Source organism: Nitrosomonas sp. JL21, assembly GCF_009833095.1.
In the GTDB taxonomy this organism is placed as follows: Bacteria; Pseudomonadota; Gammaproteobacteria; order Burkholderiales; family Nitrosomonadaceae; genus Nitrosomonas.
This window is the reverse complement of the sequence record NZ_QRCB01000035.1, coordinates 14,061-28,697: the sequence shown is the minus strand read 5'-3', so window position 1 is coordinate 28,697 and position 14,637 is coordinate 14,061. Positions and strand designations below refer to the sequence as shown.

At 50.7% G+C, this 14,637-nt stretch carries 11 protein-coding genes; 6 read left to right on the top strand and 5 right to left on the bottom strand.

The window, feature by feature from the left end:
- Positions 1-29 precede the first annotated feature (29 nt).
- A complete protein-coding gene (locus ABF87_RS10935; RefSeq protein WP_160829162.1) occupies positions 30-260 on the top strand; it encodes a ChaB family protein in 231 nt (76 codons plus the stop codon).
- 316 nt (positions 261-576) lie between these two features.
- Here ABF87_RS10935 and ABF87_RS10930 read toward each other — a convergent pair whose 3' ends face one another.
- On the bottom strand, positions 577-1,089 hold the full coding sequence (locus ABF87_RS10930; protein WP_160829161.1) for a peptidoglycan-binding domain-containing protein: 513 nt from the start codon (positions 1,087-1,089) through the stop codon (positions 577-579).
- A gap of 247 nt (positions 1,090-1,336) precedes the next feature.
- Positions 1,337-1,723 (bottom strand): surface-adhesin E family protein, encoded by a 387-nt coding sequence (locus ABF87_RS10925; protein ID WP_240143644.1) that lies wholly within the window; start codon positions 1,721-1,723, stop codon positions 1,337-1,339.
- A 680-nt stretch (positions 1,724-2,403) separates the two neighbouring features.
- Between ABF87_RS10925 and ABF87_RS10920 the strand changes: the two genes are divergently transcribed.
- Genes ABF87_RS10920 through ABF87_RS10910 form a run of 3 tightly spaced genes read left to right on the top strand, consistent with a single transcriptional unit; the run spans position 2,404 to position 4,332 of the window.
- Positions 2,404-3,051, top strand: coding sequence for a MotA/TolQ/ExbB proton channel family protein (locus ABF87_RS10920; RefSeq protein WP_160829160.1), 648 nt, complete (start codon positions 2,404-2,406; stop codon positions 3,049-3,051).
- Complete coding sequence (locus ABF87_RS10915) at positions 3,038-3,439, top strand: biopolymer transporter ExbD (RefSeq protein WP_160829159.1); 402 nt, start codon at positions 3,038-3,040, stop codon at positions 3,437-3,439. Before ABF87_RS10920 ends, ABF87_RS10915 begins: the two co-directional genes overlap by 14 nt.
- An 11-nt stretch (positions 3,440-3,450) precedes the next feature.
- Positions 3,451-4,332 carry a hypothetical protein gene (locus ABF87_RS10910; RefSeq protein ID WP_160829158.1) on the top strand — a complete coding sequence of 294 codons (882 nt, stop codon included), beginning with the start codon at positions 3,451-3,453 and terminating at the stop codon, positions 4,330-4,332.
- 253 nt (positions 4,333-4,585) lie between these two features.
- Here the strand turns inward: ABF87_RS10910 and ABF87_RS10905 are convergent, their stop codons facing one another.
- Positions 4,586-5,284, bottom strand: coding sequence for a hypothetical protein (locus ABF87_RS10905; protein WP_160829157.1), 699 nt, complete (start codon positions 5,282-5,284; stop codon positions 4,586-4,588).
- A gap of 240 nt (positions 5,285-5,524) precedes the next feature.
- Positions 5,525-5,812: a hypothetical protein gene (locus tag ABF87_RS10900; protein WP_160829156.1), complete on the bottom strand. Its 288-nt coding sequence runs from the start codon at positions 5,810-5,812 to the stop codon at positions 5,525-5,527.
- 372 nt (positions 5,813-6,184) lie between these two features.
- Between ABF87_RS10900 and ABF87_RS10895 the strand changes: the two genes are divergently transcribed.
- Together ABF87_RS10895 and ABF87_RS10890 are read left to right on the top strand one after the other, a co-directional pair.
- Complete coding sequence (locus ABF87_RS10895) at positions 6,185-7,531, top strand: HD domain-containing phosphohydrolase (protein WP_160829155.1); 1,347 nt, start codon at positions 6,185-6,187, stop codon at positions 7,529-7,531.
- Between the two features lie 24 nt (positions 7,532-7,555).
- Positions 7,556-8,761 carry a GGDEF domain-containing phosphodiesterase gene (locus tag ABF87_RS10890; RefSeq protein ID WP_160829154.1) on the top strand — a complete coding sequence of 402 codons (1,206 nt, stop codon included), beginning with the start codon at positions 7,556-7,558 and terminating at the stop codon, positions 8,759-8,761.
- Between the two features lie 216 nt (positions 8,762-8,977).
- On the opposite strand, the gene ABF87_RS10885 is transcribed toward ABF87_RS10890, so the two are convergent.
- On the bottom strand, positions 8,978-14,119 hold the full coding sequence (locus ABF87_RS10885) for a peroxidase family protein (protein ID WP_160829153.1): 5,142 nt from the start codon (positions 14,117-14,119) through the stop codon (positions 8,978-8,980).
- Positions 14,120-14,637 lie beyond the last annotated feature (518 nt).

Sequence of the window (14,637 nt, the reverse complement as noted above, 5' to 3'; positions counted from 1 at the left end):
CACCTATCCATGAACTCGAGGAGTGACGAATGCCTTATAAAACCAATGACGATTTGCCGAAAAACATAACAACCGTACTTCCCGATCATGCTCAGGATATTTACCGGGAGGCATTCAACCACGCCTGGAAAGAATACAAGAATCCCGACAAACGCCGCGCATCTTCATCTCAAGAAGAAACAGCCCATAAAGTTGCCTGGGCAGCGGTCAAGAAAAAATACAAGAAAATCGGAGAGAAGTGGACGGCGAAGGATCATTGACCAGGCAGTCTGTCCCTGCGCATAGACAATTGTTCACACAAATTCTTTCTTAACGCCCTACTACTGATTGCATTTCACCATGGGTGATATTGTTAAAAGGATGCTATCCACATCTGTGCCAATGGAACTGCTGTGATTCATTTCAAATTCGCACCTATTTTTTCCATCGATGACAGGTACTGAACCAAAACAAGCACTATAAATTTTTGCCCCTCTAAGAAAGAGAGCAAGCTTTCTGAAAACTCCAACAAAAAACCCCAAGAGTTTTTAATTCCTGGGGTTTTGACGATTTGACTCGGTTCAACGCATTCGTTGCTTAAAATGCTACGCCGAGCGCGCGAAGTGTGCGTTTCGTCAGTTTCCCTGGAGGAATGCCCTGCTGTTTCTGGAAACTTTCTATCGCAGAGACTGTTTTCCCGCCGCTGACACCGTCCACCGGGCCAGGATTGAAGCCGGCATTCACCAGCGCTTGCTGTACTTTTTTCATCAGAGCAGGGGTCGTTTTGACGACATCGTCACCATCATCCGCATGTTGCGCTGGCGCTGCTGCCACAGGCGCTTCCGCAACAGGCGCTGCGGTTGTGGTATCCAGAGGCTCTGTGGTTGATGGCAAGCTATCGATGCTTTGAAGTTCCTCAGCTTTAGGAGCAGGCGCCGGAGCAGCTGGTGCTGGCGCCGGAGCTGGTGCTGCTGCCGGGGCAGCCTCTTTACTGCCTTCTTTACCTTCGACAGGCTTTTTCTCGAAAATCGGCTTACATCCTACCAATACGCCACTCAACAATAAAAGCACCGCACAAATCGCCAGTGATCTATTTTTTATCTCTTTCATTACCTTCTCCCTATCTAATTACACATATGTAAAATTATTGAAAATACAACACGCCCCGATTAACAATCCAGCCATGCCACTTGTAACTTCAAAACATAATGCCCAAGCTCACTTTCCTCGATACTCTGCATTCCTCGTCATTGCAAAATGAACTCATTATAGATATTAATTGTGAACTCGATGTGAACTATCACATTTTTCTGATCGTAACGCAATCCGCAGAGTTATAAATTGAAACTCCCATTCTTCAAGGAGCGCACGCGACTGTTGAAACCTGATAAAAAATCGAATTTCCTGAAAAGCCGAACCAATCGGCAGATTCGTCATGACGCGCTCCGATTACGGCTTCAGACGCAGTTTTGTCAGGATATAACAACACGGTGATGGGTCGTGCTTTATGATGAGTACAATCAAATTCATACAATGTCTTGATCGCATGATAGCCACCTTTTTGCTTCACATCGTGGCTGGACAATACCCAAATTTTCCGGAAGGATTCATTTTTTTGCAGGCTTTCTGCATCGAAAAAGTGCTTCACTCCCGGTTTTGTGGCGGTCTCCACAGCAGTCCAGTCGGCGTGTGCAGACTTTACGACAAGCAGCAAAAAAAGTATCAGAAAGCGTTTTTTCATCATGGCATCCTCGCGCCTCGCAGACTCTGGTCAGATTCTTCAATATTCACACATGGTAAACAATTGATACAGGCTTTACAATTTCCTGCTCCCGCATGACCGAGATATATCATTTATCAATGAAACAGCTCAGCTGGAAAACGCTGAAAAACTGGCGGGCAAATGTCCAGCGAAGCGTAAGCGAACCAAGGCTATTGTAAAGTTAAATAATGAATTAAAAGGACATTCTGAATCCGGCCCCAGCACAACATGACTGAATAGTAGCTTTTCAGAGTGTCTGCAGTTCCAACATACGATGTTTTCAACTATTCTTAGCATCGATTTATTTCGTTTCGTATGGTTTCAGTACGTTACCGAATTGCGCCTTGATGTGCTCATGACCATCAGATGGCATGCGTTATCTCTGGAATAACGATACTTCGCGGGCAGAGTTCTTAACGAGGCGGTCAATTGCTTGGGTTGTTTGAATTCGGTGTTTTCTGAAGGTAGATTTGAAAATGTAGCGAGCAATGATCGGTCATAAGGTGGTGGAATTAGGAGAAAGGGCCAGCCTACAGGGGAAGTAATAAGTATTTTCGAGCCTGATCTCAGCGCTGCAGGATCACCCACAGCAGTTTTTCAGGGCTTCCCCACGAAAAATACATTAACACAGCTATTGAATAGCCTTAATTTGGGAGTTGACTATGGAAGAATTAAATCAGGCCTGGGTGATGTTGAAACTTGGCGGGATCATCATCGTGCCCTTGTCGTTATTAGCGGTAATCGCGCTGGCCATCATGCTGGAAAAGGCATTCATCTATTGGCGTTATGCACGGCTCTCCAGCGATCTGCTCAATCTGGTCGAAACCTACGGTTTCAAATGGAATGACTTAGAAAAAATACTGTCCGGTTTGGACAGCAGGCATTATTACAAACGGTTCTTTGAAGTCGTGATTTCCAATCGACACCAGCCTGCCTGGTGGACGGAATCCCGTGCGGCGGATGAAGCGCAAATCATCGAAGAATCCCTGGCGCGGCGATTATGGGCATTGGAAACCATCGTTACCGCAGCACCGCTGCTTGGCCTGGTAGGAACCGTCGTCGGGATGATGCGCGCGTTCCAGGTCATCGGCAGCGAAGGCGTCGTCAACCCCACAGCCGTGACCGGCGGGGTTGCCGAGGCGCTGATCGCAACCGTGGTAGGACTGGCGATCGCGCTGGTGGCCCTGTTTGGCTTCAATTTCTTCTCCCGTCTGCAATCGCTGACGATGGATGAGATGGAACGGTTGGGAACGCGGCTGATCGACAACATTCGTCTGGATCAACAGGACAATACCCATGAAGCTCCGTAAATCCCGCACGGTTCAGAAAGGCAGAATCGAAATCATCCCGATGATCGACGTAATGTTTTTCCTGTTGGCGACTTTCATGCTCGCATCGTTGTCCATGCAGAATCTGGATTCGCTGCAAGTGAATTTGCCTGAAGGCGAGGCTGAAAAACTGAGCACGGAGAAACCTGTTACGCTCACGTTGACCAAAGACAGCAAAATTTACATCAATCAAACCGTTGTTACCCTCGACTCGTTGGCTGCTACGCTGAAACCCTTACTAGCCGACTCCAAACAAAAACTGATCGTCTCCGCCGATAACGAGGCACCGCAGGGTCTCGTCGTGCAGGCCATGCTGCGCGCTCGGGCTGCGGGCGCTCAGCAATTCCTGATCGCGGTAAAACATAAATAGATCGGAAACCGATGACAACTTCCAGATCGAGAGAAATTCGCCTGTGGTGGCCCTTGCCACTGGCTGCGCTCGTCTGGCTCCTGATCATTTGGGGCGTCGGGTTTTTCCTGTCTTTGCCCGACGTGGAAACTGAAACACCGCCGCCGATTGCCGCCAGCTTTATCGATCTGGATGAAACCGAGGACGCGACAAGCTCGATTCCCGCTTCTGCGCCAACTCCGCCGCCATCACAACCGCAAAAACCGGCCATCGCCGAAGCACCGAAGCCGGCGCCCAAACTGCCACCGCAGCCATCGCCGCCCCCACCCTCCCGATCCGTCAGCAAACCGAAGGCAGCCGACAAGCCCACTAAATCAAAGTCACCGACACCCGCAAAAGAAGTGGCTAAAACCAAAGCGCTTCCAGAACCCCCTGCCGAGACGGCGCAGGATTTAACGGAGTACATCAATCAAGCACGGGCCCGGCGGGGAGAAAAAGGGCTTTTTGATCATATCGACCAAGCCGCGGAAAGCAGCAGCGCGAAACCGCAGCAATCTGCTGACGAGATTCGCATGGCGAACGTCAGAAGGAATCTCCAGGCGCCCGGCACCAGCGGAATTTTTCAGATACTCCGGATCGGGCCACGCACCGCGGAATTTTCCTTCCGCGCCTGGACCACCGGTCAGAGCAATCCCCGTCTGCAAACCATACAAGTTGATGCAGGCCCGGACGGAAACGTCGAACTCGCCATCATTCGCCGCATGATCGGACTGATCCGCGAATACTACAAGGAAGACTTCAATTGGGAATCTCACCGCCTGCACCGGGTCGTCGTTCTATCGGCACGTGAAAAAGATACAAAAGGTCTGGAAGATTTCCTGATGCGCGAATTCTTCATCAACCCGCCACGCTAGGAAATTAACACATAACTTTTATCGATGGCTCGTTCGACACTGTTCCTCATTGTCGAAGTATTTGCTCAGGCAGCTATCAGATCATCCATAGTATTTTCTGATCTACAGAATTGGCTTGTTTTACACAGCTTCAAAGCGGTTGCGAACGCGAGGGATAAATTAGGCGCTTCACGCAAATCTCGCACTCATCCTGAACCTTTGTTATCAGGTAATTAATTTGGGCAGACATATTGTGAAACGCCTTTGTGATTGCTTATTGTTCAAATGATTTTAATAATTCGTGTATACGGGCACGTATATTCAAAAAATTGGTTTTGTATTTGCTAGCAAAACTTACAGTTAATTCCAATTCCTTATAATTAAAATAAACCGTACATGAAGGAGAATAATCGGGCGTCTCTTCCCGCTTAATACATTGCATATAAATGTCACCATCTCGATAAAAATATTTATCCAGATCATCTTCTTCATATTGAATGATTTCAGTACTATCAAAACCTTCTGGAATCATTCCGCCATTAGGATGCCTGCCACTCACGTATTGGAATGCACTTTTTCGATATGGAATAGATCCGGCATTGGTAGCAATGCTGATTGAAATTTTGTTACCGCGCCCCAGTTTGTCATTCGAACGATCTACAGGCTTCATGTCGGGATAGGTCGCGTAAACATAAAAATAATTACCACCCCGATAAACCTTCTTGAACTTCGTATTTGATATACCGGATTGTTTTTCTGAAAACTCCCGCATGAGCAAAACGTCGTACAAATACTCCACCGGCACTTTGAAGCGGTGTTTCTCTTCTTGTCCCAGTACTACAATCACCGAATCATCCGGCAACTCGTGGCGTTCAACGCGATCATCCAGGATAAACGTGTCGACCCACCAAATTGTCGTGACGATAAAAACAATCCAGCGCACGAAATATTGTTTGAAGTGATTCAGCAACATCGTCTCCTGTGTCGAAGGTTTTCACTTGGGTTAATACATGGTCTTAATTGGAATCCAACTGGGATAATGCATCCTGTACTCATCGAAACAAATACATTGGCATCCTTTGTGGTTAAGGTATTCATCGCATCAGCTACAGACCCTGTTGTTTTTATCGCATCGGCCGCTTCGTTTACTGCGGCTTGATTCACTGCCATGACAGAACTCTGTTTTTTCCTGCAATAGCTCAGACTTACTTATTTATTTTGTAAGTACTGAGGGATTCTTGAATCTTGTAATATTCTTGTTGTACTCCTGTTGTAGATATGTAATGCCGAAGTATAAGAACATGATAAGAATTCCTCCTTGTACAGCGTCGCCTATGATACCTGCCCACTTGCTATTTTCTTTTCTTCTACCGGCAATTCTAGGAATCCAGCCATCCATTTTTATAATGCAGCCACCTTTTAAAAAGAAAAAACGATTTATTAGGCCTATACCAACCCCAATCGGCAAGATAACAAAAGTAATTATTTCATTATCAGTCATGCGTAGCTCCTTTCTTAATACAAAGCATGTGCTGTGCATGCTTCTTGATTCATCGTTGATAGGCGTGGAGATTCAATTTGAATCAACATGCGGCAAAACAACCTCTTATTTATCATTTTAATTTCTATTGTTGCCGAGCCTTATCTACGTCCTGTTTCAGTAAAATCTTGAAACTACTGCACTTGTCAATCTGCGCGGCATAGAATCCGATCCCGTTTGGCTTGAACGCCGCTCGTTTTTTTCAGTATTTCCCTGGAAATTTTATTCAAGAAATTTTCCGGCCCGGTCGTTTACATTGAACAAATGGGAACTGCTCCTTTCCCATGGAAACCCTGTCTACACAAGCGTTATTCGATTCGTTGAACCCTATCCATGATAGCAAGCACTAACACCATCATAGTTGCCGTGAAAGAATTACAGTCCGGAATGTACGTCAGTGAGCTCGATCGGCCGTGGTTGGAGACACCTTATCTGATTCAGGGGATTCTGATCGAATCGCAAAACGACATCGATGTCCTCAAGCACTACTGCAGCTATGTCTATGTCGATATCGATCGAAGCGAACCGTCCATCATTCACAAAATTTCTGCTCAGCTCGAACCTCAGGCGCCCGGCGATACCGCCGTCCTTCAGCAACCTCCGCAATTTAATGAACCTCCGATATCAGCGAGCCTGCATAGCAATCAAAGTCATGTCGCGCCGCCCAGCGCCAGAGATTTAGAGATTCTGGAGAAATTGGCCCCGCGCGCAATGACCTACAGCGACATTCGCACCGTAGAGCAAGAACTGCCGGTCGCAGAAAAAGCCTATAGCGCGATCACGGCGCTGTTCAGCGATATCAATCAGAGCCTTGAGCACCATAACAAGATCGACATTCACACCGCCCATGAAGTGGTCAATACCTTATGCGAAAGCGTAGTGAGGAATCCGGATGCGGCCTTGTTGCTTGCGCAGCTCAAAACGACCGGTGAAGAGTTATACGATAGCGCCATCAAAACCTCTGTCCATCTGCTGGCTTTCGGACGCCACCTCGGCTTTCCGCGCAAGGAGTTGTCCATCCTGGGGTTGGGTGGTTTGTTGATGGATATTGGTAAATTGCGCTTACCGAAAGCCATGCAGAATAAAAGGAGCCTCACACTCAAGCCGGATGAACGCAAGTTGATGAAGCAACATGTGCTGTTTGGAGAAGACATCATTGCCCCGTTGAGCGATACCCCGGGCGATGTTCTGAAAATCATACTGCAACACCACGAACGGGAGAATGGCAGCGGCTATCCACATGGGCTGCATGCCAATCAGTTGCATACCTACGGCCGCATGGCCGCAATTGTCGACTGCTATGAAGAGCTGATCACGGAACAATCGGGCATACCCGGCCTGAAACCGTTTCATGCCATCAAGGAACTCAAGGAAAATGCCCAGAATGGGCTGAATTATATTCTGGTGGAGCAATTTGCGCATTGCATCGGCATGTTTCCCGTGGGCAGTCTGGTTGAGCTCAATACCGGCGAGATCGCCATCGTACTGACCCATAACCGGACTCAGCGATTACTGCCTTCAGTCATGATCATCTGCGATGCCAAGAAAGCGCCATATGACAATCCGGTCACGATCGATTTACGCTCAGCCGATCCCGGCCCCGGCGGTATTCAATATGCCATTGCCAAAGATCTGCCTCAGGGCGCTTACGGCATCGATGCGAAAAAATATTATTTATAACCCGATGCCAATAAGTATCCACTCATGACGACGACTGTTCTTGTCTATCAGGATTTCCTGCAATCAGCGGCGCAGAAATTGCGCGATCCGACTCTCATCGATCGGCGCAACGCAGTGCTGATCGTCAATTTCGAGCGGCTCGCCGAGCTCGACGGCATTCTGGGATTTGCCGTGGTCGATACGATTCTGGCGCAAGTATCCCACCAACTCAAAGCCGCCTTGAACCCGGAAGATCTGGTAGGAACCACCGGCCGCTATCAAATCAGTTGCTTACTGAGCGATCTGCTGACGGACGCCCATGCCATGCTGGCGGCACACAAGATCCTGCGGGTTCTGGCACTGCCGTTCGTACTGGATCGGCGCAATATCATCCTCGCGCCTCGAATCGGCGTGGCCCTGAAAAACTCCACCAGCGCGACACTCGAGCAATTGATGAGCAACGCAAGTTCGGCAGTCCGGCAGGCGCGAGTCACCCAGGAACCCATCAGGCTGTTTGCCGAGGAAATGGAAGATCCGCTTCATCTCCAGATCGACTTATGGTCGGATCTTGGCAATGCAATCGAGGCCAGCGAATTGTATTTGGGCTATCAACCGCAATATAGCATTGCCAGTGGCAAGATTAAGTCCACTGAAGCGCTGCTGCGCTGGAATCACCCCAGTCATGGTCCGATGCGCGCCGATCGATTGATTCAGGTCGCCGAAGGCACGACCTTGATGTCGAAGCTGACATTATGGGTTTTTCATACCGCGTTGAGAGAATGCTTCGAATATCGCCAGGCCGGGCTGGACGCCGGGATATCGATCAATTTCTCAGCGGACGATCTGCGGGATCCGGAATTGATCGAGTTGGTGGCACAAGGGCTGAATCTCTGGCAGGTGCCGCCCGAAATTGTAACGGTGGAATTAACCGAAACAGCGATCATGGATAATCGTTCGGACACCTTGAATACGCTTTATAAACTAAAGGACATGGGTTTGAAACTGGCGATGGATGATTTCGGTACAGGCTATTCCTCAATGGCGCGCATGCTCAATCTTCCGCTCGACGAAGTAAAGATCGACATGATCTTCGTCAAGCACATGACCACGCACCATACCCATCATCAAGTGGTCGATTCGATGATCAATCTTGCTCATCGGCTCAATTTATTGGTCGTCGCCGAAGGTGTCGAGGATATTGCCACCTATGAGCGTTTACAAGCGCTCGGTTGTGACATCATCCAAGGCTAACTGATCGGCAAAGCCATGCCCCTGGCGGATCTGATTGCCGCCACTGCACATTGGCCCCTCCATTGGATGCATGAAACAACCTCAGCATCCTAATTCTGACGATGTGCTCGCACTTGCTCCTTCGATAAAAATTGAGGAGGCAGATCCTGAGCATCCTCACCTCCCCAATTCCTTCATTTCATCATACGTTCAGATCATTTTCCCACTCCCAGCGGTTCAGGGAATCAAATCACCAGCAACGAATGTCGGCGCGCCTGCCAACTGAATCTGAAAGTCGGCTGCATTGCCGTTAGCGCCACCGACGTTTGCTTCCAATATTCCGCCAGCATAGCGCACTTGGCCGGCCGCACTGAATGCAGCGCCGCCAATGAAGGCAAACGCTTGATTACCGCCGACCCCGGCGTTGGCATCAATCAAACTGAGGTCGACATCATCGGTTCCGGTAACAAATCCATTGATGACATCGCGCGTAGCGCCATTCGAGTCAGCAAGGGTCGCGGTATAGCGATAGATATCCGCATTCGCGCCACCCGTCAAGGTATCGAGACCGGCCCCGCCGATGAGTATATCGTTTCCATCACCGCCATTCAGCGTGTCGTTGCCACTCGAGCCACTCAGCGAATTACTGCTGGCGTTACCGGTTATCGTGTTGGCTCCGCCGTTTCCTGTGCCATTGATTGCAGCCACGCCGGTCAACGTCAGATTCTCGGTTTGAGCAGCCAGCGTTATGGTTACGGAACTTTGCACCGTATCGGTACCGCCGCCGGCCAATTCGGTAATCACATCAGTGGCGGTATCCACGACATAGATATCATTACCCGCGCCACCAATCAAGGTATCGATTCCTCCCTGGCCATTCAATGAATCGTTGCCGCCCAATCCATTCAGGGTATTATTGCCGCCGTTACCGGTGAGAATATTGACCGCAGCATTGCCGGTGCCATTGATGGCACCTGCCCCGGAGAGGGTCAGATTCTCGAACTGGGCAGTCAACGTGAATGTTACCGTGCTTTGCACGGTGTCGTTGCCGCCACCCGCCGCTTCGGTCAGCGTATCGGTGGTTGTATCGACTATGAAAGTGTCGTTGCCGGCTCCGCCGATCAGCGTATCCACGCCGCCCAACCCGTTCAGCGTGTCGTTGCCGCCCAGCCCGCTCAACGTGTTGTTTCCGGCATTGCCGGTCAGGACATTGGCTGCCGCATTTCCCGTGCCGTTAATCGCACCCGCGCCGGTCAGCGTCAAATTTTCGAGCTGCGCCCCGAGCGTGAACGTCGCCGAGCTCTGCACGGTATCGGTGCCACCACCCGCCAGTTCGGTAATGGTATCGGTCGTGGTATCGACCACGAAGGTATCGTTCCCGGGACCGCCAATCAACGTATCCACGCCGCCGAGACCATTGATGGTATCGTTTCCAGCCAGGCCATCGAGCACATCATTGCCCGGCGTACCGACCAGATTATCGTCACCCGGCGTGCCGCCAGGCCCTCCGCCGCCATTGAGCACAACCACCCTATCGGTGAACTGCAGTTCTTCGACATTGCGCAAGGTATCGGTGCCATCATCAATATTGGCCACAGCAGGGTTGGTGTGCGCCACGGTCACCGATCCATCCGGATTGAAAGTGATCTGGTAATTGGCGAACACATCCCGATACAACACCCTGTCCACATCCGTACCAGGAAGCGCGGTTTGAATTTCGCGCGCAATTTTCAACTGATCGGGCCGGTAAGTGCCATTTTGCATTGCAGTTCGCAAGGCGCTGGTCATATTATCGAACGATATATTTTCGATACCGTCATTGTTGGTATCGATGCTGATCCGCACGTCGAGCCAGGCATCGCCGTCGATGATGTCATCGCCGCCGCGCCCTTCGAGCAAGTCGTTACCAGCGCCGCCCAGCAGAATGTTACCTGCTCCGAAAGACGTAGCGCCGTCAAGCACATCGCTTAATCCGTTGATCATCGCGATCCGCTGCGCAGCGCTATGGCCACCGCCCGCCGGATTGTTGACGTTATCGAGCGCATTGTTCTGACCGGTGTTCGGATCAACCAGCGTCAGTTCGGCGGCGGTTTCGTCATCGCCGCGGATGACATCGTCTTCGTTCCATCCGGAAGCGGCTTCAACAAAATCATAGCGGTCGAGCACATCCACCGGCACACCCGGAATGATCGGCCGGGTCAGATCGATGTCGGCGGGAATACCGCTGCCTTTGCTGAAGACCCAGTCGAAACCGCTGTTACCGTCATTCTTGTCGGCACCGGCCATACCATTCATTACATCGTCGCCGCCTTCGCCGAGAAACTCATCCAGACCGCCGCCACCGAGAAAGGCATCGTTGCCGCGAATCGGATCGCGGTTGAACGGATCAAAATTATCCCCGGGCGCGCCATCGGCGGTACCGGTTTGAATCCAATCGTCACCCTCATTGCCCATCATGACTTCGTTCGGGGTATTGCCGAAAATGAAATCATTGCCCGGGCCTGCAAACACCTCCGAGATATCCTGGCCGGTTACGATAAAATCATTGCCTTCGCCGCCAAGAATCAGATTGATGCCGGGGCCGCCGTTGACGACGTCATGCCCCGCACCAGCTTTGATATTGTCGTCGCCGAACGAATCGGTAATGCGGTCATTACCGTCGCCGCCATTGATCGAATCGTTGCCGGCGCCGCCTTCCAAGCGATCATCGCCACCGTCGCCCCACAGCGTATCGTCGCCTTCGCTGGCACGGAAATTATTACCGAGGTCATTGCCCCCCATGACCACATGTTGATCGCCGGTATAACGGATGGTATTCGGGCCGAGTGTGGTGTCGCGAACCAGCGCGCGTTGCCCCAGATGATTCAGCAATGTCGCTTCATTCACATTCAGCGTATCGGGATCGTCCACGATCGGTCCGCTTGCGCCCAGGTTAGCGACTTCAAACGTAAACGCCGGCGTCGTGAAGACATCTGCGGGCAGATGCTTCACGCCCGGCAGATTGCGCATGATCAGCTCAGCAAAGGTGTTTTCTTCCAGTTGGGTGAGAAAATCCAGCCCGGCGTTACGCGCCAGATAATAAAAGCGGTCGCCGTCCTGCAGATTTTCAAGTTGCGTTTCGAATACAAAGTTGAAGGTCGGACCCAGCAATCCGCCGAAAGGAGATTGCTTCTCAGCCAGTCCGCCTACCCAGAAATCAACGGTATTCAAACCCGAGGATTGAGCGGTAACGCCACCGGTACTATTGATGAAATCGACGGCGCCATTGCTGTTATCATCAACGCGCTCCTGATTTATGAGCGCCTGCGCCGCAGCCCGCTTACCATCCAATGTCGATTGGCTGGTGATGCTGGGATGGGTGCCATATGCCGCGATGAAATTGGTCAGCGATTCAGGGTGGCGGATGTTCAGGCCGAATTCCGCCCAGCTCTCATACGGCTGCAACGTAGGGTTCTGGCCGGTATCTTCCCAGAACATGCGGCGCGCTTCATTCAACGACGGAATACCGGTATCACGTGCGCGCGTCATGTTGATCGCCGGCAAATCGAGAGGCAATCCGAGCAGATTATTACGCAAAGCTTCGGTCACGAATTCGTCAATTTCGTTGCCAACCTGTTTAGTCGTACCCCGCACTACGGAAGCGGCCGCTTCGAGGTTATTGGTGTAACCGGCACCGTAGGACACCGGATTCAGGAAGGCATCGGTCAGGTCAATATTGTTGGGATCAAGCAATCCTCCCGGCCCAATATCCGTTCGAGCCACGGTCTCGTTCAGCATTGAATGACCAAAGCGATAAACCACATGAGCGAACTCGGCCATGATGGCGGGATCGATCGTGCTGTTGTAGCCGATAAAGATGTCGACGTTGGGCTGCACCTTGCGCGCAAATTCTTCGAATACCAGATGCTGATACTGCATTTCGGTCGCAAAGCGCGCGCCTTGGAACAAGCGCTCGCCGTTCCATGCACCGCCCGGCAATTGCCATTGCGCAATGAATGCAGGATCATTGCTGGCAAGAACCAAATCCTTGATTTCATCGACCTTGCGGTTGTGCTCGGCATGAAAAACCGTATGTACAGTCGTGAGGCCGATATTTTCATTGCCGCGGCCATCACCGGTGATGAAATGCCGGTCGAGCAATTCATTATCATAGGCATTCGATTCTGAAAGCCCCAGTGCATTATCGGTATCCGCCGGTTTCATCGCACCATTCAAGTCGCGTGGCGCAGCGGTATGAGCGATGTCATCCAGAAAGGCATGACCGGTGCGAACCACATTGGCCGGAATCGTCACCGGCACAGCAGGATTGCCTTCCAGTAATCCACCGCCGTTCAGCATCAGTTGCGGAAAACCGTTCGGGCCGGGAATGAATTTGCCATACGTATCGGTTTTAATTTTCGGCAGATTGGTCAAATCGACATCGGTCAGATTGATGCCCAGCAAATTCCGCGCTTGTAATTTGATATCGGCCCACGTCGCCAATCCGCCTAATGCAGCGGCGCCATCCAGCAACTTACCGGTCGACACCGGATCGTTCGCGCCATTGAACGCATATTCGCGCAGAAAAACCTGATGCGATGGATGCGAGGTATAGGTCTGGTTCTGATCGACAAACGGCGTCGTTTGATTGATGTGGTTATGGACATCATCGCCATCCCCGCGGATTCCATTGGCCCCTGGTAAATTGCTTGCCCGCGACAACGGCATAAACGCATTTTGCGGCTGCACTTCATCGCCAGTGTTCGGAATACCGTCCGGACCTTCTGTGATCAACGGATCGTCCGGCTTCAAGGGTACGAACACTGTGCCGCTGCCGCCTTTGTTGACGAGATCCAGACCGTGGTCAAAAAACTGTCCGAAGAAAGTAAACCACGCATTGTATGGTGCCGACAAACCGACATCCGGCGTCACATTGGGAATGAAGAACGTACCCTTGCCATCGATATTTGCCACTGATCCATCGGTATTTGCCGCAGCGGCAACGGCTGCAGGATTATCATCGGTCTGATCGACAATCAGATTACTGACAAGGCGGGGCTGCGAATCGAATACCGCGCCGTTGTTTTGCGCGTAGGAAGTCGGATTACCCACCGCTTGTCCTCCCGGCCCATCCACATCAAATGCCACCGGCTCAGCCGCGTTTAAATCCGCTGGCAGCAAACGCGGAAATACCTGATCCGCTGCGCCATATGTTGACCTGCCCGGCCGCAGATTATTGTAGGTTCCATCAACATTGCGCAGGCCATCGGGCAATAGCGGGCTGCCTATCAATCCCGGCAATGCATTGAAATTACCGCCAACCTGAGCTGCTGAATCGGCCTCGGAAATGATTGCTTGTTGAATGATGAAATCAAGATCGGTTCTACTGAAATTAGCCATTTTATTTACCTCCGTAATTTTTTTTATATATAAATTTAGGAGACTGTTTGACTGGGCCACTTGAATCCAGCGCCACAGTTCTTTTTATTGGTGTGCGACAAACTTTTTATTATTTTCTTTCGATGCTACATTCAGGGTCTATTATTTCCATATTCTTAACCCGGTTTAATAGTACGGCCAGCAACAAGGTCGAGTAAGTAGGATTAATCTGATTAGGCTGTAAAGGCATTCAGGAGAAATCTCTAAGTCATTACTTAGAAAAATGCTGATTCATTCGATGAACGCGAGGAAGCGTGAGGCGTATGGGGCGCAGCCACCGAGATGACTCAACACAATAATAAAGATCACGCACGGAGCGTTTCGCTTGCGCAACCAATCAATCAGAGTTTTCTTAGGAAAGTTCTGGGAAAGTGACTAGTTCTGGAATGTACTGAGTCGGATCAGGCTTAGAATACTCACTGAGTATCCATAAGTCGCCCTTTTGAGCGATGATGTATTATTTCTGGGCGTGTCGCCAA